The organism is uncultured Campylobacter sp. (assembly GCF_938039245.1).
Classification (GTDB): Bacteria; Campylobacterota; Campylobacteria; order Campylobacterales; family Campylobacteraceae; genus Campylobacter_A.
This window is the reverse complement of record NZ_CALHVN010000031.1, coordinates 1-21221: the sequence shown is the minus strand read 5'-3', so window position 1 is coordinate 21221 and position 21221 is coordinate 1. Positions and strand designations below refer to the sequence as shown.

The 21221-nt window shown below is 43.6% G+C and carries 26 protein-coding genes and 1 pseudogene; 9 read left to right on the top strand and 18 right to left on the bottom strand.

Annotated elements, in window-relative coordinates:
- Nucleotides 1-2: 2 nt before the first annotated feature.
- From Q0218_RS05360 to Q0218_RS05330, 7 genes are all read left to right on the top strand, one after another.
- Entirely contained in the window at nucleotides 3-971 is a 969-nt protein-coding gene (locus Q0218_RS05360) for a major capsid protein (protein WP_297967157.1), read from the top strand.
- 234 nt (nucleotides 972-1205) lie between these two features.
- On the top strand, nucleotides 1206-1604 hold the full coding sequence (locus Q0218_RS05355) for a phage protein Gp36 family protein (protein ID WP_122862019.1): 399 nt from the start codon (nucleotides 1206-1208) through the stop codon (nucleotides 1602-1604).
- Nucleotides 1597-2082 carry a DUF1804 family protein gene (locus tag Q0218_RS05350; RefSeq protein WP_021088424.1) on the top strand — a complete coding sequence of 162 codons (486 nt, stop codon included), beginning with the start codon at nucleotides 1597-1599 and terminating at the stop codon, nucleotides 2080-2082. Before Q0218_RS05355 ends, Q0218_RS05350 begins: the two co-directional genes overlap by 8 nt.
- 9 nt (nucleotides 2083-2091) lie before the next feature.
- Nucleotides 2092-3735 carry a phage terminase large subunit gene (gene terL / locus Q0218_RS05345; RefSeq protein WP_297967149.1) on the top strand — a complete coding sequence of 548 codons (1644 nt, stop codon included), beginning with the start codon at nucleotides 2092-2094 and terminating at the stop codon, nucleotides 3733-3735.
- Nucleotides 3732-5174, top strand: a complete 1443-nt coding sequence (locus tag Q0218_RS05340; RefSeq protein ID WP_297967146.1) for a DUF935 family protein — start codon at nucleotides 3732-3734, stop codon at nucleotides 5172-5174. Before terL ends, Q0218_RS05340 begins: the two co-directional genes overlap by 4 nt.
- Nucleotides 5164-6402: a phage minor head protein gene (locus Q0218_RS05335; protein ID WP_297967145.1), complete on the top strand. Its 1239-nt coding sequence runs from the start codon at nucleotides 5164-5166 to the stop codon at nucleotides 6400-6402. Before Q0218_RS05340 ends, Q0218_RS05335 begins: the two co-directional genes overlap by 11 nt.
- Before the next feature lie 123 nt (nucleotides 6403-6525).
- On the top strand, nucleotides 6526-7011 hold the full coding sequence (locus Q0218_RS05330; protein ID WP_297967143.1) for a phage virion morphogenesis protein: 486 nt from the start codon (nucleotides 6526-6528) through the stop codon (nucleotides 7009-7011).
- A 43-nt stretch (nucleotides 7012-7054) separates the two neighbouring features.
- On the opposite strand, the gene Q0218_RS05325 is transcribed toward Q0218_RS05330, so the two are convergent.
- The 13 genes from Q0218_RS05325 to Q0218_RS05265 form a co-directional block, all read right to left on the bottom strand.
- Nucleotides 7055-7333 (bottom strand): hypothetical protein, encoded by a 279-nt coding sequence (locus Q0218_RS05325; protein ID WP_297967141.1) that lies wholly within the window; start codon nucleotides 7331-7333, stop codon nucleotides 7055-7057.
- A 44-nt stretch (nucleotides 7334-7377) separates the two neighbouring features.
- On the bottom strand, nucleotides 7378-7632 hold the full coding sequence (locus Q0218_RS05320) for a hypothetical protein (protein ID WP_297967138.1): 255 nt from the start codon (nucleotides 7630-7632) through the stop codon (nucleotides 7378-7380).
- Between the two features lie 15 nt (nucleotides 7633-7647).
- On the bottom strand, nucleotides 7648-7941 hold the full coding sequence (locus tag Q0218_RS05315; protein WP_297967137.1) for a hypothetical protein: 294 nt from the start codon (nucleotides 7939-7941) through the stop codon (nucleotides 7648-7650).
- Complete coding sequence (locus Q0218_RS05310; protein ID WP_297967135.1) at nucleotides 7938-8423, bottom strand: phage protein GemA/Gp16 family protein; 486 nt, start codon at nucleotides 8421-8423, stop codon at nucleotides 7938-7940. The genes Q0218_RS05315 and Q0218_RS05310 overlap by 4 nt, the downstream gene beginning before the upstream one ends.
- A gap of 1 nt (nucleotide 8424) precedes the next feature.
- Nucleotides 8425-9387, bottom strand: a complete 963-nt coding sequence (locus tag Q0218_RS05305; protein WP_297967132.1) for an AAA family ATPase — start codon at nucleotides 9385-9387, stop codon at nucleotides 8425-8427.
- The gene (locus Q0218_RS05300; protein WP_297967130.1) at nucleotides 9384-9839 is read right to left on the bottom strand and encodes a hypothetical protein; all 456 of its coding nucleotides are present in this window, start codon (nucleotides 9837-9839) and stop codon (nucleotides 9384-9386) included. Before Q0218_RS05300 ends, Q0218_RS05305 begins: the two co-directional genes overlap by 4 nt.
- Nucleotides 9836-10381: a hypothetical protein gene (locus tag Q0218_RS05295; RefSeq protein WP_297967127.1), complete on the bottom strand. Its 546-nt coding sequence runs from the start codon at nucleotides 10379-10381 to the stop codon at nucleotides 9836-9838. The genes Q0218_RS05300 and Q0218_RS05295 overlap by 4 nt, the downstream gene beginning before the upstream one ends.
- A gap of 186 nt (nucleotides 10382-10567) precedes the next feature.
- Nucleotides 10568-11056, bottom strand: coding sequence for a host-nuclease inhibitor Gam family protein (locus Q0218_RS05290; RefSeq protein ID WP_297967125.1), 489 nt, complete (start codon nucleotides 11054-11056; stop codon nucleotides 10568-10570).
- A gap of 117 nt (nucleotides 11057-11173) precedes the next feature.
- Nucleotides 11174-11515 (bottom strand): hypothetical protein, encoded by a 342-nt coding sequence (locus Q0218_RS05285; protein ID WP_297967122.1) that lies wholly within the window; start codon nucleotides 11513-11515, stop codon nucleotides 11174-11176.
- A 63-nt stretch (nucleotides 11516-11578) separates the two neighbouring features.
- On the bottom strand, nucleotides 11579-11731 hold the full coding sequence (locus Q0218_RS05280) for a hypothetical protein (protein ID WP_297967119.1): 153 nt from the start codon (nucleotides 11729-11731) through the stop codon (nucleotides 11579-11581).
- A gap of 140 nt (nucleotides 11732-11871) precedes the next feature.
- Nucleotides 11872-12801, bottom strand: a complete 930-nt coding sequence (locus tag Q0218_RS05275; RefSeq protein ID WP_297967116.1) for an AAA family ATPase — start codon at nucleotides 12799-12801, stop codon at nucleotides 11872-11874.
- A 76-nt stretch (nucleotides 12802-12877) separates the two neighbouring features.
- Nucleotides 12878-14926 (bottom strand): DDE-type integrase/transposase/recombinase, encoded by a 2049-nt coding sequence (locus Q0218_RS05270; RefSeq protein ID WP_297967113.1) that lies wholly within the window; start codon nucleotides 14924-14926, stop codon nucleotides 12878-12880.
- Nucleotides 14927-15151 (bottom strand): hypothetical protein, encoded by a 225-nt coding sequence (locus Q0218_RS05265; RefSeq protein ID WP_297967111.1) that lies wholly within the window; start codon nucleotides 15149-15151, stop codon nucleotides 14927-14929.
- A 69-nt stretch (nucleotides 15152-15220) separates the two neighbouring features.
- Here Q0218_RS05265 and Q0218_RS05260 point away from each other — a divergent pair, with 69 nt between their 5' ends.
- Both Q0218_RS05260 and Q0218_RS05255 read left to right on the top strand, forming a co-directional pair.
- Nucleotides 15221-15514, top strand: coding sequence for a hypothetical protein (locus tag Q0218_RS05260; RefSeq protein ID WP_021084062.1), 294 nt, complete (start codon nucleotides 15221-15223; stop codon nucleotides 15512-15514).
- Between the two features lie 245 nt (nucleotides 15515-15759).
- Nucleotides 15760-16383 (top strand): S24 family peptidase, encoded by a 624-nt coding sequence (locus Q0218_RS05255; protein WP_297967105.1) that lies wholly within the window; start codon nucleotides 15760-15762, stop codon nucleotides 16381-16383.
- Nucleotides 16384-16875: 492 nt separating this feature from the next.
- On the opposite strand, the gene Q0218_RS05250 is transcribed toward Q0218_RS05255, so the two are convergent.
- The 5 genes and pseudogenes from Q0218_RS05250 to Q0218_RS05230 all read right to left on the bottom strand — a co-directional run.
- A complete protein-coding gene (locus tag Q0218_RS05250) occupies nucleotides 16876-17346 on the bottom strand; it encodes a hypothetical protein (RefSeq protein WP_297967103.1) in 471 nt (156 codons plus the stop codon).
- A gap of 170 nt (nucleotides 17347-17516) precedes the next feature.
- Nucleotides 17517-17885: a hypothetical protein gene (locus tag Q0218_RS05245; RefSeq protein WP_297967295.1), complete on the bottom strand. Its 369-nt coding sequence runs from the start codon at nucleotides 17883-17885 to the stop codon at nucleotides 17517-17519.
- Nucleotides 17886-18207: 322 nt separating this feature from the next.
- Nucleotides 18208-20241 (bottom strand): glycine--tRNA ligase subunit beta, encoded by a 2034-nt coding sequence (glyS, locus tag Q0218_RS05240; RefSeq protein ID WP_297967100.1) that lies wholly within the window; start codon nucleotides 20239-20241, stop codon nucleotides 18208-18210.
- Complete coding sequence (locus Q0218_RS05235) at nucleotides 20238-20366, bottom strand: hypothetical protein (protein ID WP_002948095.1); 129 nt, start codon at nucleotides 20364-20366, stop codon at nucleotides 20238-20240. Before Q0218_RS05235 ends, glyS begins: the two co-directional genes overlap by 4 nt.
- Nucleotides 20353-21221, bottom strand: a pseudogene (locus Q0218_RS05230) (hypothetical protein); the annotation flags it as partial. The gene Q0218_RS05235 and the pseudogene Q0218_RS05230, both read right to left, overlap by 14 nt.

The window sequence follows — 21221 nt, the reverse complement described above, 5'->3', positions numbered from 1 at the left end:
AAATGGATGAACTTTTAAAAAAATTTACGGTCGAGGCGATGACTGAGATCATAATTCAGACTAAGGTCGATCAAAATTTTATAACGGATACGTTTTTCAAAAAATGGACTCCGACGCTTTCCAATACCCATAACATTATCATCGAAAAAGGCGCGGGCGTAATCCTTGAAAGCGTTAGCGAAAACGGAGAGCACTTGGTGACTAAAAATCCCGACCAAACTATCATCTCCGTACCGCTTCCTCGCTTCCCGCAGTACGATACCCTCCCGGCTAGCGAGATGAATTTACTAAGAACGCTCAATACCCAAAGCGAGCAGCTTAAATCATTGTCTGCGGCTATCGGCAAAAAACTAGCTAGTCAAAAGAGCAATATCGCCAACACCGTAGAGTATATGGCCATAGGCGCTATTTTCGGTAAGGTAATGGACGGCAAAGGGAAGGTGCTGTTTGAGCTTAGCGCAAATAGAAAAGAGATAACTATCACGAATGCGACTAAGTTATTGGATTTGCTAAGCGATATCGAGGCCGCTCAAAAAGAGGTATTAGGCGTTGCAAAGCCGTATATCGCGCTAGTAACTAGAGAGCTTTTTGGCGAGCTGCTTAAACTAGCCGAAGCCCAAGAGCTTCTAAAACTAAAATCCTGCGAAGTCGTAGATAGCAACGGCGCTTTAACGCTTAAACTTTTCGGCAAGACCTTTATGCCTTACGATGCCTCGTACAAAAATACGAAAGGCAGAGATACGAGCTACATGAGCGGCAAGAAAGGCATAGTAGTGCCTTTGATGGACGACATCTTTGAGGTAGTTTATACGAGAGCAAACCATACGTCCGCCATCGGAAAGGCTCCGACGAAATTCTTTGCTGCGGCTCCGGAGGTGCTCGATAAAGGTATGGGTTGGGGCATTGTTAGCGAAAGCAGACCGCTTCCGATCTGCAATAGGCTTGACGCGATCATCGAGCTAAAAATGTAACAAAGCTGGGAACCCGCCGTAAGGCAGGGCTTTAGGTGGGTCAAGGGAGTAAAACTCCCTGTCGCAAGGACGGGCTTTGCTCGTCCGCGAAATCAAGACGCCTCACGCCCTTTTAAATCAAAAACGACTAAAACTACGAGAAAAATATTTTAAACGTTTTAACGCGCTTTTAACGCTCGCTAAAAGCTAATAACGAATACGGTCAAAAGGTTTAAAATATTTGGAGACGAAATAATGGTTTTAACAAACGAGGATCTACTAAAAGAAGTTTCTACTAGAGAGCTGCAAGAACTCAGCGACTTTGAAGGAAGCGGCGCCGTTAATCAAAGCGTCATAGACGATAGCGTAAACGATGCCTTGGCTTATATCTCCTCTTTCATCAAACTTCCGCAAAACCCTACGCCGCTATTAAAAGACATCGGCGTAAATTTGACTATTATCGAGCTCAAAAAGCGCAACAACTTTCCCAAAGAGGCGCTGAATGAGCAGATAGAAAAGATGGACGCTCTGCTTTTGAAGATGGCTAGCAAGAAGCTTCCGAGCCAAATAGAAGACGATAGCGCGCCCAGGCTCGGTATAAGAGCGTTTAGACACAGCGAGAAAAAAATGGACTTAAAGGATTTAAATGGCTGAGAAACCAAATATAAAAGAGCTTGCTAAGGAGCTTTATCTAAAAGGCTTCAGCCTTGAGCGCATAGCCGAAATTTTAAACAAAACCGTAAAAACCATAAAAAACTACAAATCTCAAAACGGCGACTGGGACGAACTAAAAGCAGCAAGCTATCTAAATAAAAGCGGCGAAGATAAGCAAAACATCTATCAAAACTTTATCGAAGAGATGCGCCTGGCAGTAAAAGATATAAGAGAGAGCGAACTGCCTGCGGGCAAAAAGGCCGAGGCGCTTTCAAAGATAGGCGATAGCTTCGTTAAGATGACCAAAGTTGCAAGCTACGAAAATCCGGCAGCATACCGCCTAAGCATCGCCAAAAAGGTCATTATGCTAGTAGTCGATAAATTTAAAGACGACGAGAACAAAGAGTGTATTAAAAAACTCGTAGAGCTCATCGAGAGCGAGAAGTTCGTCAAAGCTATCGAAGAGCTCGACGTTTAGGAAGAGTACATGCTTTTTTCAAAAGACGAACTGGATAGCTTTTTAGAGGATAGCCGCGAAAGCCATAGGCAAGCGGGCGCCGTGGAGCCGGAACTTAGCAAGCTCACGCGCAAAGACTTTTACGGCTGGCTAGAGGAGCTTAGCGGCGAGCTAAAAGAGCAGATACATCTAAATAGCCCTCTGTCGCCAAAAGATAGGGCCGCAAGAGTAAAACGCGCCGAGCGCGATTTTATGTTTTTTGCAAGGACTTATTTCCCGCACTATTTTAGCATTAGCAGCTCTTGCGCGCTTCACGAGGATCTAGCGCAGATTTTTGAAGCTATGACGCAAAACGCAAGCGGAGACAAATACGCCCGCGCCGCGCCGCGCGGTCATGCAAAGACCACGTACTGCTCGCAGCTTCTTCCGCTTTGGTGTATTTGTTTTAACAAGAAGCGCTTCATCGTCGAAATTTCAGACGCCGTGGAACTGGTCGAAGGGTGTCTTGAAGCCATCAAAGCCGAGCTTGAGGACAACGCGAATTTAAAAATGGACTTCCCGCACGTTTGTGGCGCAAGTAAAAATTGGAAGATAGGCGAGTTCGTCTCTAAAAACGGAGTCAAGCTTAAGGCGTTTGGCTCGGGTAAAAGACTGCGCGGCGTAAAATTCGGCGTATACCGCCCCGATCTAGTAGTCCTAGACGACCTGGAAAACGACACCAACGTGCGCAGTAAAGAGCAGCGCGACAAGCTCGAGGAGTGGCTAGACGAAGCGGTTTTAAATTTGGGTAGCGTAGACGGTAGCCTCGACGTGCTTTACATCGGCACCGTACTTCACGCCGATAGCGTGCTGGCGCGAAAGTTAAAGCTTAAATTTTGGAATGCCAAGAAATATCAAAGCATCATAAATTTCCCAAAGCGAATGGATCTGTGGGAGAGATGGGCAGAGCTTTACAAAAACGTTTCAAAAGAGGCTAGCGAAACGTTTTATCTAAAAAACAAAGCCCTGATGGATGAGGGTTCTCGGGTGCTTTGGGACGATGCGCTACCGATCCTAAAGCTCATGCAAAAGCGCGCCGAAAACTTGAAATCTTTTAACAAAGAGCAGCAAAACGATCCTAGAAGCGAGGCTCAAATTTTCACCAAAGAGAGTATGCGTTTTTACCGAGAGCTTCCGAGGTGCGATTATTTCGTGATGTATATCGACCCCGCAGGCGAAAAGAAAAAGAGCGATTATACGGCTATAACGGTGCTAGGAGTAAGCAAGGCAGAAACCAAGATCTACGTAGCAGAAAGCATAGTAGAGGTCATGAAGACCAAAAAGACTATCAAAGAGATCATTAGGCTTAATCAGCTCTATAAATGCCGCGTTTGCGCGATAGAGAGCAACGGCGGGCAGGAGTTTTTTAGGGGCTGGATCAGAGAAAAGGCCTTTGAGATAGGCGTTAAACTACCTTTAAAAGGCGTGAATAATACCGCAAGCAAAGGGCAAAGAATAGAGGAGCTTGAAGTACCTATAGAGGACGGCGAAATACTCTTTCATCAAAGCCAAAGCCTGCTTATCGAGCAGCTTACGGAGTATCCCGAAGCCAAGCACGACGACGCGCCCGACAGCTTGGCGGGCGCATACGACCTAACGAAACTAAAAAAGAAAGTAAAAAGGCGCACTAGATGATATTTGACAAATTATTTAAAAATAAATCCGAGCAGCCGCAGCGCAAGAAAGCGGCTCTCATCCCTCAAAACGGTACCCTGATAGATTTGCTGATAAATACGGGAGTTTCCAGTATTGGCGACGACGATATGGATATGATACTAGCCGATCTTACTGTTACGCAGTGCGACGTGAGCCGCAAGTCCGTGACCGAGAAAAAAGAGATCCAAATCGTTTGCGACGATGAAAAAATTAAGGACGAATTTAAAAAGATTTTTAACCCCGACGTCGTCAGCCAAATTTTAGAGACCTATCTTTACGGGTTAAACGTATTCGAGGTCAACTATAAAGAAAAAGAAGGTCTTGTATACCCAAGACTCGTGCAGCGCGATTTTAGACAGTTTAAATTTAACGACGCGAGCGAGTTCGTGTTTAGCGCCGGCGGAAGCGAGCAGAGTATCCCGCCTTTAAAAGTTATATATGCATTAAACAGGGCGAATTTTAGAAAAGTATACGGAGACGGGCTACTTAAAAAGCTGTATTTCCCCGTCAAAATGAAAAACGCCAGCTTGAAGTTTTGGTTTAGGTTTTTAGAAAAATTCGGATCACCCTGGGCGATAGCAAAAACTAGCTACGAGCCCGACGAAATGGCTGCGGAAGTGCAAGCTATGCTTAGCGGAGATAGCGCGGTCATAGACACGGACGAGGAGATCACCCTCGTGCAGCCTACCTCAAACGTAGATTTTACTAGGCTTCCCGCATACCTCGACAATCAAATCAGCAAGGCTATTTTAGGCGCAAATTTGACTAGCGACGTAAAAGAGGGAAGCTATGCCGCAGCGAAGACACATAACGAGATTAGAGAGGATCTGGCCGCAAACGACGGCAAAATTTTAGTCTTCGTCATGAACAAGGCCATAAGCTTTTTTAAGGAGATAAACGGCTATAACGGCGAGCTTTACGCCAAACTATTCGACGAAGACGCTCCTAATACCGAGCGCGCCGCAAGAGACAAGACGCTATACGATATGGGCTTCACGCCTACGAAAAAATACATAACCTCTGCATATAATATCGAGCTGGACGATAACGAGCAAGCACAAGAAAAAGACCGAAATTTAAAGGTAAATAAGCAAATATCGCTCAATGAGTACGTCGAGCCTGGCACGGCTCGGTGTGCTTTAGGTGGGTGCAGGGAGTTGAAAACTCCCGCTCGCAAAGACGGGCTTGGCTCGTCTGCGAAGTCGATAGATAGATTTGATAAAGCCACGGACGAGATGGATATAGAAGATGGCGAGATAGAAGCGGCCTTAAACAAACTAATAGCAAGCAGCGAGACTTATGAAGAGGCTTTCGATAAGCTTTACGAGCTTTACGATCTACCCTTTGAAAAGCTTGAACCCTTGATGTTTAAAGCCGTAGCCAATGCCCAGATGTTGGGATATCTAGATGAAATTTAGCTTTTTCGAGGAGCCTACGGCGGTTTATGAATATTTAAAGAGCGAAAAGCCGGAGATCCATTTCGATTACGACGAGATCATGCATGATGCGCATAAAAAAGCTTTTACCGTCGCAAAGATGATGAATTTGGATCTTCTTAAAGATACGCAGGCTTCGCTCACCAAGGCTTTTAAAGAGGGCGTCGGGTTTGACGAGTGGAAAAAGAGCGTAAAGCCTATGCTTGCAAAGAAAGGCTGGCTAGGAAATATCAAGGTAAAAGACCCAAAGACCAGCGAAGAAAAAGAAATTTACGTAGGCAATAGGCGGCTAAGGACTATATTTAATACCAACATGAGAACGGCTTACGCCAAGGCTAGGTATGAAAGCCAGATGCAAAGCCTAGGCGAATACTTCCGCTATACCGCCGTGCTAGACGGCAGGACCAGAGAAGCCCATAGGAAGCTTCACGGCAAGACCCTGCCCAAGACGGATAAATTTTGGGATACCAATTATCCGCCAAACGGTTGGGGGTGCCGCTGTAAGGTGCAGGTGCTTACGGAGGCCGAATGCGTAGCTAGAGGTATCGTACCGCTTGCGGACGGCTCTTTTTTGCCCCAGGCTGCAGAAAAAGACTTCAAATACAATCCGGGCAAGGTCGACAAAACGGATGAAATTTTAAAAGACAAGCAAGATAAGGTTTTAGATGCCGTTGCGTCAAGTCTTGCAAAGAAAAATTTAAAACAATCCCTAGATAGCTTCGACCATGAGCGAGACATCTACGTTTGGCAAAAAAGTTTGGACGACGCGGTGGACGAGCTTTTGGTGAAGAAAAATTTAAAAGCTCCGATAGTCGCCTTTGCACTCGGAAAACTAGGTAAAGACGTTATAAGAAGGAGCGAAAAACTGCTAGGCGTCAAAATAGAGACTGAGCATATAGCAGGGGACAAGCACGGCATACTTCACGTCAGACCTGAGCGCAAAGGGCAATACGGGCAAGATTTGCGAATAGAAGAGATAAAAAAGATAGTAAAAACTTTAGCCGACGATAAAACTCCCGTAAGCGTAGATACCGTGAATAAAAACATCGTATTTTGGTTTGAGGATGAAAAAGACGCGAGCAAGATAAACAAGATCGTCATAGACCTAAACTACAAACTGAAGAAATTCGGGCTTACCAATTATATGGCGACGGCAAGCAAAGTAGATAAGACAAATGAGAAAGAAGCGCAATTTATTAAAATCAGATGACGGCGGGAGTTGCACCCGCAATACAGGTCCGATCTCGCGAGGCGAGCACCTATCGACTACTACGTTGCGATCATCAATCATCTGATTATCATTCATTATACCACTTTCAAGGAATAAAGGCAAATGATAGAAGTTAAAGGCCTAGAAGAGCTGCAAACTAAGCTAAAATCTCTGCAAAATATCGAGAAAAAAACCAAGCCGCTAATGCAAACGCTAGGCAATATCTTACAAAACGAAATAGAAGCCGGTTTTGAGAACGAGAGCAGTCCGTTCGGACAAAAATGGCAAGCCTTGAAACCTAGTACGATTAGGCAAAAACAAAAACTAGGAAAGTCCTCTAATATTCTAAGATTGGATGGAAATTTGGCGGATAAATGGATAGTTAAAGCAGACGACAAGAGAGCCACGGTATCTAATAATACGAATAAAAACGGCTTTGCTTACGGGCTAGTTCATCAATTCGGCACCAATAAGGCTGGACGAAGTAAAAGCGTAAAGATACCGGCTAGGCCGTTTTTGCCTGTAGATAGAGGCGGTAGGCTACCTAGTAGGACTGAAGAAGTTATAAAAAGAATAGTCATAAATTTCGTAGAGAGCGGCTTTAGATAGCATGCACAAAATTTATGACGCAAGAGACCGAGAAAGTAAAATGCTATTTACCGTACTCTTTAATCGGTTTTGTTAATAGGATTAAGTAGTATAGGGCGGTATCGTTTGGCGCATGTTCGGATATCACTCTAATGCCTAAGCTTTCGATGCTATTTATCAAGATATACGCTTCGGCTTTTAAAAGCTCAAATTCAACGCAATAATACTCGTGTCCGTCAATCTCGCTTTTGGCATAGGCCACCAATCTATCATCTTCTAAATAATGGCTGCCCGAGTATTTATTATTTAGCTCAGTCGCGACTTCTTCTAAGGTTCCTATCATCCAATTAGTACAGTCTGTTCTATGCGGCATGATAAATTCACTTACTACGCTTTCTCTACGCTTACTAGCGCTATTTCAAAATCATCATCTAAATGAAAATTCGTATCAGCAAGAGTCCTTATGTATTTTTGTAAATTTTCTTTTATCTCATATCTGCAAACGGGGCAGTATTTCATCTTGTTTGCATTGCCTATGGCTATATCGCAAGTAGTATTGCAGTTTTTACAGGTTATACTGACAAAGTCTGCATCTTTTACAGCTATTTTACATCGTTTTTCTAGCATTATTTTGCCTTTCATACTTATTTCTCCTTATTATATCATTTCTTTTTCGAACAAACTAGGTTCTCTTATCTCTTTTGTTATGGCGCAAACGCTGTTATAGCTCAGGTTATGTTTTGCGGCGATCTCACGAATGACGACGGGGCTTTGTTTGCCTAGCTTTATGCCTTCTTCGTATTCTTTGAGTATATCGTAGTTTCTAAACGTACCTTTGTAGCTGGGTACGTAAATATTTGCTCCGCCGTATTCTTTGATGATATCGGCCATGCTTTCGCTCTCTTTGACGCGGTTGTAGAACTCGGCGAATAGATCGAAGCTATTTATCATTTGTAGTATTTGTCTTTCATTTGAATAAGGGCTTGCACGACGTCGGCGGCATCGCTCCTTGATAGAAATTTAAGATGTAAGGGCCTGATTTTAACTATCCTAAAGATGAACTCTCTTAAAGCCATACTCGTTTTTACGTTAGCTATCTCTTCCCAGATACCAACGATAGTTTCAAGCTGCTTTTTGGTGGCGTATAGGCTGCCTTTAGCGGGCGTTAGATCTTCACTAGACATAAAGGACGAGCTAGACGTTTTATTTGTTTTGGTTTTACGAGTAGATTTTTTAAAATTTGCGCCTTTACTGGGCTTATATCCCACGACTTCTAGCACGCTTCTAAGCTCTTCAACGCTTAGTTGCGTCAAGCTATCTTTGCCGAATTGCGCTTGTAAATATATCTTTCTGCACTCGTCGTCCACGAAATAGTTGTGCTTCAATGTTTGTATCATTTTTATATAGTATTTTTTTAGCTCGCTCGTATTCATCTCAAACCGCCAAATTTAAGGTGTTTTCCATTATAGTTGTAATAGTTGTATCGGTTGTAGTCTCCGCTTTACAACTATATATCACGCTCTTGCCCGTTTTACGGCTAAACCATAGCTTGCCGTCGAATTTATCGAGGCAATCCCTAGCCGTTCTATCGTCTTTTTCGTAATTCATAGCGTTTAGCAGCTCGGTTTTGTTTAGATCTCCGCCGGCTAGTATTTTTTGCGCTAGGGTAGTAAAATTTAGCTCGTATTCGCTCATTCTAGCTACTTCTACGTCAAGCTCGTTTAGTTCTAAATTTAGCGTTTTTACGCAAAAACCGCTATCTTTTACTCCGGCTCTTTCTTTGGCTACTTCAAGTAAGAAATTTAACTCGTTTTCTTTGCTGGGGCGTTTTAGTAGATGATACATAACGTCGAGAGAATTCCTTATATGGTTACTGCCTTGATAGTTTTTACCGTCTTTGTTGGAGTGATGCAGGATGATCACGGTGGCTCCCGCTTCGCGTAAATTTTTAAGCGCGCCAAATAGTCTATTTATGCGGTTGTCGTTATTGATATCTACGAAATCCCGCAAGCTATCTAGGATAAAAACGCAATCTTTGTAAGCTTTACCTACGGCGTTTTCTTCTAGCTTTAGAACAAGCTCGAATCCGCAAAGCTCTAGCGCGCTGCGCTGGATATAGTTCATGCTCTCGTAGCTTTCTATAAGTAGCCTATCTACGCCGCGCTGTTTGAGTACGCCTACTGGGTTGTCGTAGTCTATGAAAAATACCCTTTGGCCTTCTTTGCAAAGTCTTTTAGCTAGGGCAAAGGCCATATAACTTTTACCCGTGCCTCCGTCTGCATAGATTAGCGTAATAAGCTGCTTTACTAAAAAGCCCTCTATTAAAAACTCGACCTTTTCGTTAAAGCTGTCCTTAGTTAGGCTAGAGCTTTTTAAAAACTCGAAAATTTCGCTCATATATTTCCTTTATATACCGATTTGCCGCTTTCCAGATCGGCTAGTATCGCTTTTCTTATACGCTCAAAGCCTAGCCTTATGGATGGATCTTTGGCTCTGTTTTCAAAGCTGCCGTTTGATGGCTCCTCGTATGGCTTCTTTTCTTCTTGCATGGCTTGCACGTCGCGCGGCAAGCGGTATATGACCTCGCAGCTTATGTCGCGAAACATGATGCCCGCTTCCTTGATCGCGGCAAGGTTATCGGCCCAAAACTCGCGTAGTTTAGCTTTGATATTTTCTTTGTTTAGCTCAAAGGTATGCTTTGCGGCCGGGTGCGAAAAGACGAAATGCAAATTTATACCGTTTATCTTTGCCCATTTTAAAAGCTTAGCATCGACAATCCCCTCTATACCGTATTTGGCCAGCCTTTGGACGAGTTGGTATTTTGCGATACCGGGAGCGGCCTCCATCATTTGCTCTCCAGCAAATTTCTTTGAAGCTGAGCTTCGGGCATTCCCTCGGCCATCTTTTGGATGTTTAGTATCTCTTTTATCTCTTCGGGACTTAGAGGCTTTGCCTCTCCTATGCGTTTGTTGTCTTTGAAGCCTAGTCTGTTTTTCCATACGAAAGCAGCTTGAGCGTTTTCTAAGCACTTTTCCCAGCTTTGAAAATACGCCGATCTTAAAATTTCAAACTCCATAAACTCATATTTGGTTAAAGAAAAGCTTATTTGCCTGCCTTTGCACTGGATATACCTTATACCGTCGCTTATGAATATATCTTTTACTTTGGCGCAAATTCTAAACAAAAGCTCTTTTTCGAATTTGCTCTCATATTTAAAAAAATACTCCTTGGTTTTTTCATCATCCATCAAGGATTCAAGGCTTATTTTATGTTTTTTTAGTAGCCTGTTTAGTATATCTTTAGCATTCTTTGCTTCGCCACCTACGCCTTGCTCTGCTAGAGCTTGGAGCTTTAGAAGTCTGGCTTTTAGTTTTTCGTCGATGTTTTGCATGGTTTTTCCTTAAAATTTAAACCTTTTAAAATACGTTTAACAGCGAATTAAACGCATTTTAAAGGGCTTAACGCCCTTTAGCGCGAATTCTTAGTTTCGCTCGCCTTACAAATCTAGGTAAAAGCCTATTTTTGTCGTCCCTTAAGCCCTTAAAGTTGTGCCACAGGCCTTGAAATATGCTTTCTTTCATTTTCCTACCTCCAAACTCTCTATTTTAGGAACTATGCGGAAGCTATCTTTTACCGTTCTTGTTAGCCCTAGCTTTACGAGATCTTCGTCTTTTAGCTCCGCTAGAGCGTCTTTATTGGGCTTTTCCTCGTATATGATGCACTCTTTGGCTAGCCCGTAACTTTTGATCGCCTTTAACAGGCTTTCCACTTTAGCCTTTATGCGCGGCAGGCTTACGCTTTTTGTGAGGCGGTAGCCGATCTCGCCGAAAGTAAATTCTTTCGAGCGTTTTTCGGCAAATTCGTACTTGTTCTCTTCGCAAAAAAACGTGATTTGCTGCTCGATATAGTTTTTCTCGCTCTCGAGCCTCTCTACTTCGGCCTTTCTACTCTCTTTGATGCGGTTGCACTCAAGCGTTACTTCGCCGTTAATCTTTTCTATGCCTACGCTTAGCTCGCATACCTTTTTTAGCGCATTATCTATATCGCTAAAACTTTTTATTTCCATATTTTCCTCCTAAAATTTTAAATTTCATCGCAAATTTGAGTTTCGTTACGTATCCGTAGATCGTACATATCGCCAAATTCTCTTTAGCTTTTTTGTGGTTTTTAAACTCAAGCGCCATTACTCAAACAAACTAAATTTAAGCTCGCTTAGGCCGTATTCTTTAGCCCACGCCGCCTCTTGCGCCACGCCCTCGCTGTTATCGCTCCATTTGCACGGGTAGCGGTAGTAGTAGCTACACACCCTAAGCAGCTCTTCGCAGTTTTTCATCACTCTTTCGCGCTCAAGCTCGCTATACACGCCCATCCACGCAAGCACGGGCGAGATAGGCTCGTAGCCGTTTTGTCTGACGATAGCGCAAGCTTGCTGCGCTATTTGCCTCGCATAGTAGTTTCTGTCTCGATCTTTGCACTTGATACTAGCGTAGGGCGTAGAAACAAATACTAATCTTGCCGTTTTCATTTATTCTCCTTTCTTAAAATTTAACTTTATGAGGCGTCCCGCAAGACGCCCGAAAAACCAAATTTAAGCCGCCGTATCTATCACTTTGCCGTCGGTGGTTCTTATGATATATTTGCCTACCAGCTTAAACATACTCTTTGAGTAGTCCGCTTTCTGGCCTTTTATCATGCTTCCGCGCCTTATGCCTCTTATTTCGCCTTTTGAGTTCACTCTCACTTTAAATCCTTTCTCTTCAAGATTTCTTACCAACCTAACTAGCCCCGCCGCTCGCGTTTGATTAACTGCGCAATTTTCAAGAGAATCTATCGTTACGTTCATCATTTTTTCACTCCTTACAACTATTACAACCGTTACAACTATAAAAGCAACATCTTCGTAGCCTCTTTGACTACGTCTTCGTTTATAGGGGTCTTTGCATATTCGCTTAGCATCTTTGCCCTTCTTAGCAACTTTTCGGTCTTTCTGAAATTTCCTTTAGCTAGCGCTTCTATTAGATCGATGCACGGTTTTTGCGTTACGCCGAAGTTTTTACAAACGGCTTCTAGGTCGTCTCTTATCTTTTTCTTGTCTTCGTCTACGTAGGAAAGTCCGCCTAGTATCCATTTATTTCCGACTCTTGAGCTTAGCTGTTCTAGCTCGTTTCCGCTCTTTGAAGCGGTTAAATTTATTAGTAGCTTGTTCGTGCCCACGAGCACCAAAGTAGCGCGGCTAAAATCGTGCATCCTGCGCAAGCTTTCAAGCGCGCGGTAAGGCAAATGCTCAGCCTCGTCTATGATAATCGTCCTGCTTACCTTTTTTAGAGCTTCCGCGCTTTGACGTATTAGCTCGTCTATGCTTCCTTTGTCGTTTAGTCCGAGCTCTCTAGCTAAAATTTTAAAAAGGCTCTTTGCGGACGTATTTATGGTGGCCTCGATTAGAATGCTATCGGGATGCGTTCTTACGTATTCGCGCACGGCTCTTGTCTTTCCGCTGCCGGCTACTCCGCTTATCATCGCCATATCTCTATCTTGTACCGCCCAGCCGATCACCGCGTGTATGCTTTTGGCGTCCTTGGTTCTTACAAACGGTAGCTCGTCTTGCAAAACGTCCACTTTTTGGATAAAATTGTCGAGATAGTTTTTAGCTGGCTCTTCTACTTTGTCGGCATACTTGTAGCTAGAGCCTTCTTTTATGTATCCCGAGATATACGCGGGATTTATCCCCAAAGCCGTAGCGAATTTGTTCTGACTCATGCCGCTTGATTTATTAGCTTCGATGAAGTCTTTTATTCTCTCTGCTAACTGCATTTTTCCTCCTTTGATTTTGGTTTTTAAATGTTTTAAACGCCGTTTAATAGGACTTTAAACGACCTTGAAAACATTTTTATTCCCCGCTTGCTATCTCTATGGCGTCGTCTACGGAAAATTTCTTTTTAGTCGTTCTCTCTGCGCTAAATTCGTTTAATTTATCGTAATCAAACCCCGCGTTTATTATGTTATTTACCTCTTTTTGCCTTTTTATGGTCTCTTTTAGTGTCTCTATCTTGTCGTCGTCTTCGTAGTTAAAGTTTTCAGGTTTTAACGCCTCTTTGTGGGCTTCAAGCATTACTTCGAGGTCGTAATTTACGTTTAGTCTCGTAAATTCGCTAAATTCGGCGCGTTTTATGACGGCTCGGATGGCTTTCATATCGTCTTTAAAGACCTTTTTAACGGCCTTGTAGGTTTCCGCGCTCATAGGGCATATCTCTTTATCCTTTGCTTCGCAGATGAAATTTCCTTCCAAATCGAATACGAATATCGAGCTTACGTCGTCTATGTTTTCGCTAACTAACACCTGGGTCTTTACGGCCGGAAGAAACGCCGAGCCGAATTCTCTTGCATCGTAACTAATTCCCTTTTTGCCTACCGTTCTAGGCTCTAACCCTCCCGCATGTAGCATAAATTCCTCTTTTCTTACGCCGCGAAGCGGAGTCGTATCGCTATTCCAACGATCTATCGGGCTTGATTTTTTGCGTCCTACGCTCATTATGTCCCATTTAAGCACCTCGGCTTCAAATTTAACCCTTGCCTGGTCTAGCGTTAGCAGGTATTTAAGGTTGGTCTTTTTAACAAACCCTAGCTCGTCTTTTGCGGATCTATCTTTTTTGGGCGTTCTTTGCTCGATCGCCTCTCTCATGGCTAGGTTAAATCCTATATATCCCGGCGTTTGAGAGATGCCCGCATGCTGCATCACTCCAAAGTGCCTCTCTACAAAGCCTTTTTCGTCGCCGCTATACGCTATGGCTCTATCGTAGTCGATATTTAAGCCGTTTAATAGATGCTGAAACTGATCGCTTAGGTAGTCCTTGCCATTGTCTCCTTTCACGTAATCGGGTTTGCCTAGCGTATTAAGCGCTTTCCACATGAGTCTTACAAGGCCTAGGGCATTTGATTTTCTCTCTATACTGGCTACGCATCTGCCGCTATACACGTCCACGATGCTAAGGATATTGGCTCGTATCGCCTCGCCTTTTTCCCCGTCTCTTACCATCACGTCAAGCGGCGAGCTATCTATCTGCCAGCATTGGTTGCGTCTGGTTATCATCTCGCCTTGATCGCCCAGAGCCGGCTGGAAGTAGCTTTTCGCTTTATCTTCGCCTTTCGTGATCATTATGTATTCAAGCTTGTTAGCGGCGTAATAGCCGTCTAGGTATCTTTTTATTACGCCTGCGTCAAAGAGCGGTTTTATCTTTCCGGTTAGAAATTTCGGATAGTTATGCGCTTCGCCCCTTCGTCTAAAATACTCCTGATGGAGTCTGCGGTAAAGCTCCGTTATATTTAGCCCGCCTGCGCCGTAAGCGCGGAAATTTTCAAGGATAAACTCCTTCATCCACTCTTCGAGCACGCTGGCGTTTTTTCTATGCTTGCCGCGCTTATCTATCAGCGCCGCCGCGCCTTTTTCTTTATAAGCTTTTTGCCATCTAAAAAGGTTTGCCTGGCTTTCGCCGCTGTCTTCGCAAAACTTTTTACATGACACTCCTTGTTTTTTGGCCGCCTCATACTCTTTTAGCAGTCTGATTTTTTCGTTTATCTCCTCTTTTTCGCTACCGTCTAGCACCGCGTATTCCCTGCTTAAATTCTCTTTTTTACCGTCGCTCGCGTCAGCTTTGCCGCCCTTTATTTCGCTAAATTTCATCCGTCTAAATCCGCTTTGCTCCGAGCCGTCCTCTATGTATACGTTTACGTCTTTATCCGCCTTGCCGCCTTTTATCGCTCCGTCTATATCCGCGATCTCTACCGCAAACAGCAGCTTCGCTCCGCCGCGGCTTCTGATACCGGCGTCTTTTATGCGGACGAACGGATATTTTTGGGAGTTGCGTCTAGCAGCTTCTTTAAGAGCACTCAAAGAAACGCCGAAAATTTCAGCTGCCGCGGCGGTTTCGACGTAGATCATTTAGCTGGCCTTACTCTCTTCTTGCTCGCTTCTTAGGGCACTCGGAAGCTCCTTAATTATGCCCTCGCTCAAAAGCGCCTCAAACACCTTTCTTGAAGTAGCGAAATTTTTGTTGCCTACTACTTGGCCGTTTATCACCATATAGGTGGTGCGCTCGCTTAGATCGTGCTTTTTAGCCCACTGCCTTATGCTTATGCAGTTATCGGTAAAGTATTTCTTTATCATTTTACGCTCCTTTCTTTATTTATCATTGTTAAGTCTATGTTTGTTATAATCTTGAAAAAAGGAAATATCTTGGATTTTCTTACAAATGCGAATTTATTTTTGCTAAATAACCACTTCCTGGCGCTAGGATTAGTCGTATTAAGCTTTATTTTAGGCTTTTACGCAGGTTTATATTATGCGAATTTAAAAAGCAAAATAGGCCAAGAATTTAAGTTAAGCTGCAACCACTCTCCAAATAAAAGAGTAGTTTTAAAAACCATAAATTCAAAGCTTATTTTTAACTCGTGCCCTCACGCAAAAGATCTTAAATTTTGCAAAAAGCTAAATGATAAATGCATTTTAAAAGATCATCTTTTACCCTAGAACGAATCCAAGTACAGCACCCACACAAAAAGCAAAAGCGCAAATCACAATAATTTCAACCATAGCAGATCCTTTTATAAACTTAACAATGATAAATAAAAGAACTATTTTTCAAACCTTTGAAAGATTTAATCTCAAATGAGATATAATTTTTTCGTAAGTTTGAAAGTATTATATAGTATTTTAACCTTATTTGTCAAGGTTAAAATACCTTATATTATAATTTTTTAATCAAAGGCGGCAAAATGGACAACCAGAGGGATAAAGTCATATTTGAAAATATGAAAAAGTTTTTCAAGGTAGATAGTCTCGAAGATGTAGCTGAAAAACTCGGCTATTCTAGGAATACAGCCGCCACATGGCGCTCAAAAGGCTTAACCTCGACAGTAAAATTAAAATTTGCCAGCCTAAGCGCTGATAAGGTAAATAAACCTTATAATGACAAGGCCAGTTTAAGGTATTTTGAAAACATAACGGCAAGCGCTGGCTACGGCTCTAATAATGATGAACAAAATTACTCCATAATCCCTGTTGGAAGGGATTTTATGGAGCAGGTTTTAAAAATACCTTTTAAAAACTATGACGTGATTAAAGTTTTTGGCGATAGTATGGAGCCATTTGCACAAGACGGCGATGCTGTAGTAGTGGATCTGGATGCAGAGGTAAAAAACGGCGACGTGGTTATAGCAAATATCGGTGGAGACGTATATATGAAGAAATTTTTGAGAGATGCGATACATAAAGAAGTAAAATTAACGTCACTAAACAGCTTTTATCAAGATATTATTTTAAAAGGTGAGGAAATAAATCAACTAAAAATAGTAGGTAAGGTTAGGTGCAAATTTAATATCAATATGAAAGTATTTTAAAACATAAAATAACCTTAAAATGTGTCTTAATCAAAAATATTGAATTTTTAAGAATAAAGTCTTTGGATTGCGGTGTTTTTTACGATGTGTCTTAATAGATTTTTGAATATATCGTTGTTTGATACATTTAAGACACATTAAGCTTGTTTAAGACACATTTTTCACAATTTTTCGTGTCTTAATGCTCATATTTTTAAAAATTCGCTGTGCTTCCAGCAACAAACCTTAAACGATATACGGCTGTGATGGATAAAATATCGGGGCGAATTTTGGGGGGGCTTTAAAAGGCGTTTAAAGAGCGATTATTTGGGCTTTTATAAGTATTTGCGGTGTTAAATTTTTCCGCTTTTTTGGGACAAAACGGACGATTTGGGATTATAGGGATTTTTCTTTTGGCTGAATTCTTGCGTTACAACTGAGAGTGAAGCTTTTTAAAGTGCCTATTTTACGCGCTTTCAAAAATCTCGCGCTAAAATTTCTCACTCTCATTTTCTATACCCCCTCACAATTTATTTCGCGCGAACCCAAAGATAAAATTTGTTTATTGCCTGAAATTTTATATAAAGCCGACAAAAACTCATCAAATTCTGGCGAGCCGTCGGCATGGCAATTTATAATAAGCTTATTGCCATCGTAAAAATAAAGCGACGGTTTTTTAGCGGCTTTGAGCTTTACGCCAAAAAACCAAACGTTCTCGAGCGCAACTTTTTTACCGTTAAAAGTTATCAAAGATTTATTTGTAACTATGAGCCCTTGCCTGATAAATCCGACGACATCCCTATATAAAGCCAGCATTACGAAAAATATCGCAAGCGCTACAAAGAATTTATAAAGTAGCTCGCTAGATTTTACAAAAGAAACAAGCATCGCCGCCGTAAAAATAATCCAAAACAAAATCATAAATGCAACCAAAAGCCTGTTTACGCACGGATATTCGTAGATTATTTCTTCGCCGCTACCCAACCTTATACGCTTTGAAATTTGATCAAAATACCTTACCTTGTCGCCTTTTTACTATCGCTGCCCAAGCCGTCAAAACAGCGTCGTTAATTAGTTATTCATTTATCTACCGTGCTTAAATTCGGCTTCACAGACATTTTCTTACGCTTGTAAATCCACATCCAAGCCGCCGTTTAGCAAGCAGTTTCAGCCTCCCTCATCACCCGCTCAAACCATTCGTATTTTTTATCGCTTATCCTCGTTACGCAGCCGTCTTGCTTTTTAGCGACTAGAGCCAAATTTGAAAATTTCTGTTCGTCTTCGTTTTTGATAGGAGCGCTGTTGTCGTAGAAATATATCTCGTCGCAAACGCCGATGAGACGGGCTAAATTTATAAAGCTGGCGTCATATCTGCGCTCTAGCACGGCACCGTCTATAGAGTGTCCGTTTTTAGCCGCGCGTATCGCGACTCTGCATTTAGAAAGCTCCACGCTTTCAAGGCCTACGTAAAATAGCGTAACGAAGTAGCCGCGCGCCTTGGCGTCTTTGATAAAATTTACGATAGAATACCCGCTCAGCGTCGTTTCGATATTAAAGCTGACGCCGTTTTTAAGGTAGTTTTGCGAAGGCGCAGAGCCAGCCTAGCCGCGCGCTGTTTAGCTTCGCCTGCGGCTCGCTACCGTCGCTATCGCTTGAGACGATCTTTTGTGTTGCGCCAATCGCCAAATTCCCGCACTAATTCGTCGGAATTTATCCTTAACCCATAAATTATTATCTTCGCTACGCTCGCTACTACGCTTGCGCTAAGAAGATCATCCTCTAGCTGCCTCACGTAAAAAGTCGATTTGCCCGCGCCATTCACGCCCGCAAATACGTAAAGTCGCTTCACAAGCTTATCTCTTTTATATCGGCGATTTTGAGGAATTCCGCGTAAATTTGCCCTACGAGCGCAAGGCGGTTTTTACGCACGAGCTCATCCTCGGCGTTTATCATTACCTTATCGAAAAACTCGTCTATCGCGGCTTTTAGACCGAAAAGATTTTTTAGACGTTCGCTGTATGAGCCGCCTGCTTTTACCGCAGCCTTAAAGGCGTCAAATAGCTTTTTCTCGCTCTCGTTTTCAAATTTCGCCTCATCTACCGCGCCGAAATTTTCATCCTTGATGATATTCGCCAGACGCTTAAACGTACTGAAATTTTGCCTAAAGTCCTCCGCCGCGCAGATCGCGCCTAGAGCCTCTATCGCCTCGCACTGCGCAAGTACGTCGCCTTTTTTGCTAGCTAGGCAGGCTTTTACTACGGACGGGTTTACGTCAAAAAATGTATAAAGTCTATCAAAAATGAAATTTATGAGCGCCTCGACGTCAAATTTAGCATATCCCTCCGCCGTCTCTCGCAAAAACGCCGCGATATCAAAGTTTAGATTTTCGTTTTGGATGATCTTGATGACGCCGTTAGCCGCGCGGCGCAGCGCATACGGATCTTTGTTGCCGCTTGGGATTTTGCCCGCGCTAAAGAGCCCGATTAGCGTCTCGAGCTTGATCGCGAGCGCGACGACGGAGCTAAAGATAGTGCTAGGTAGCGCGCTAGCCTCGCCGCTTGGCAGATATTGCTCCTTGATCGCGGTTACGACGTTTTCGTTTTCGCCCTTTGCCGCCGCATAGTAGCCGCCCATCACGCCCTGAAGCTCGGTAAATTCATACACCATCTGCGTGGTTAGATCGGCCTTGCTCAGCATCACAGCGCGCTCTAGTAGCGCCTCGTAGCCCTCTCCCGCGCACGCTTTTAGCCTATCGGCGAAGATTTTGGCCAGCCGTTTTGCGACGCCTAGCTCGCGCACGCTTTTGTCAAATGTGCTACCGAGTTCCTTTAGATAGGTGATATTTTTTAGCTTTTCTGGGCCGAACTCATGCGCCAGGTCGCTGCGCCAGAAAAACATCGCGTCGCTAAGCCTCGCGCGAAGTACTTTTTCGTTACCCTTTACTATGAGCGCAGGCTCGGGCGAGATAGCGTTGCTGACGACTACGAAGCGATTAGCGAGCTTGCCGCCCTCAAAAACGGGAAAATACCTCTGATTTTCCTTCATCGAAGTGATGATAACCTCGCTAGGCACCTCCAAAAACTCGCGCTCAAAGCCGCCAAGCAGCGCGGTCGGATGCTCGGTGATCGCTACGACTTCGTCTAGCAGCGCCTCGTCCACCTCGACCGTTACGCCGTTTTTGGCTTCGATTTGTTTAAATTCGCTCAAAATTTTCTCTCTGCGCGCATTTTGATCGAGGATTACGCCGATTTTAGGCATCGCGGCGAAATAATCTTTTGCGTTTTTGACGGTAAATTTATCGTAACTTACGCTTCTGTGCATGAAAATCGTATTGCCGCTTTCCACGTCAAATTTGTTAAATTTAACGACCTCGTCTCCAAGCAAGCACAAAAACGAGCGTACCGGGCGGATAAACTCAAATTTACCCTCACTCCAGCGCATAGATTTACCGAAATTTAAGCTCAGCAAAAACTTCTCTATCATATCTCCCAGAAGCTCCGCGCTTGGCTTACCAGCGACGGGCTTTTTATAGTAGAGCACCTCTTTGCCGCCGACGGTTTCAAATTTTAGCTCGGACTCTGCGATACCGCATTTTTTAGCAAAACTTAGCGCGGCAGGCGTCCAGGCGCCGTCTTTTTGCGCGACTTGCCTCGGCGCGCCGATAAACTCGCTGTATCCGTCCTCCTGACGCACCGCAAATTTCGGGTGATAAAACGCGATCCTGCGTGGCGTGTAGTAAAACTCGCACTCGCTATCCAGGCCGTTTTGCGCTAGCGTCTCGCGCCATTTCGCCGCGACGTTGCCGCACTCTTTTAAAAACGGGATCGCCGGCAGCTCCTCGACGCCGATCTCCACAATCAGTTCTTTTGTTTCGCTCATTTTTTATCCTTTTTTAAATTTTGTCTTCTTTTGCTTCTCTCGAGCGTCTGCGTGACGAATCCGCGCATCAAAAATATCATAAAAAGCACGAATGCGCCAAGCATCACCGCGTCAATTATCTTCATTTTCTATCCAAATTTGGGGTTCGTTTTTGTAGCTCACGACGCGAACGGAGGTGAAAATCGCCTCTTTTTCGTTGCGCGGTTTGCCCTTTGCTCCGTAAATTTTAATATCTCCGTACGGCGTGTACAGTCTGCCGTTTCGCACTTCGCCGCCGATACGATCAAATACGTCGCCCGCGCGTGCCTGTTTTAGGTTTTTAGCCTCCAGCATCTGCTCACGGGGATCTTGCGTTTCTTCGTAAATTTTCACCGCATAATGCGAGCTGATCTCAATATTTCCCTTAAACTCGTCTAGGCGGTTTACCGCTACGTCCATGACCTGGCCGGGCTTTGCGTCGTTTTTTGGCTCATAAACATAGATACCACGCTTATCCTGCGCTAGCGTAAAGCCTTTTTTGTCCTTTTGTACGACCGTAGCGCGTTTTAGCAAAACGGGTAAATTTGACTTTTTTGACAGTTCGCCGACCCGCGCTTCGGCTATATGTTGCAGCGTATTTTTAGCGTTTTTATCAAAATTTAACCTAAAAACCAGCGCGAAATGATCCGAAATTTGCGCTCCGTCTCGCTCAACCTTAAAGCTGTTTAAAACGTAATTTTGGCTAAGCGCGTCCTTTGAGAGCAGGACGTGATCAAGCGCATTTAGGCTAGTGTGCGAGTAGCGCTCGTGCTTTGGCAAAAACACCCAAAGATTGGCTAAATTTTTACTAGCCGCAAGATCGCCTAGCAGCTCTTTATCTCCGTAAGGCGTATTAAAATCGCCCAAAACCACGACCTTTTCGGCATCCGCTAAGGCCGATTTTAGCGTGACAAAAGCCGTTTTTCTCTGCTTTAAAGGATTTTTCCTAGCGGGAAAATGCA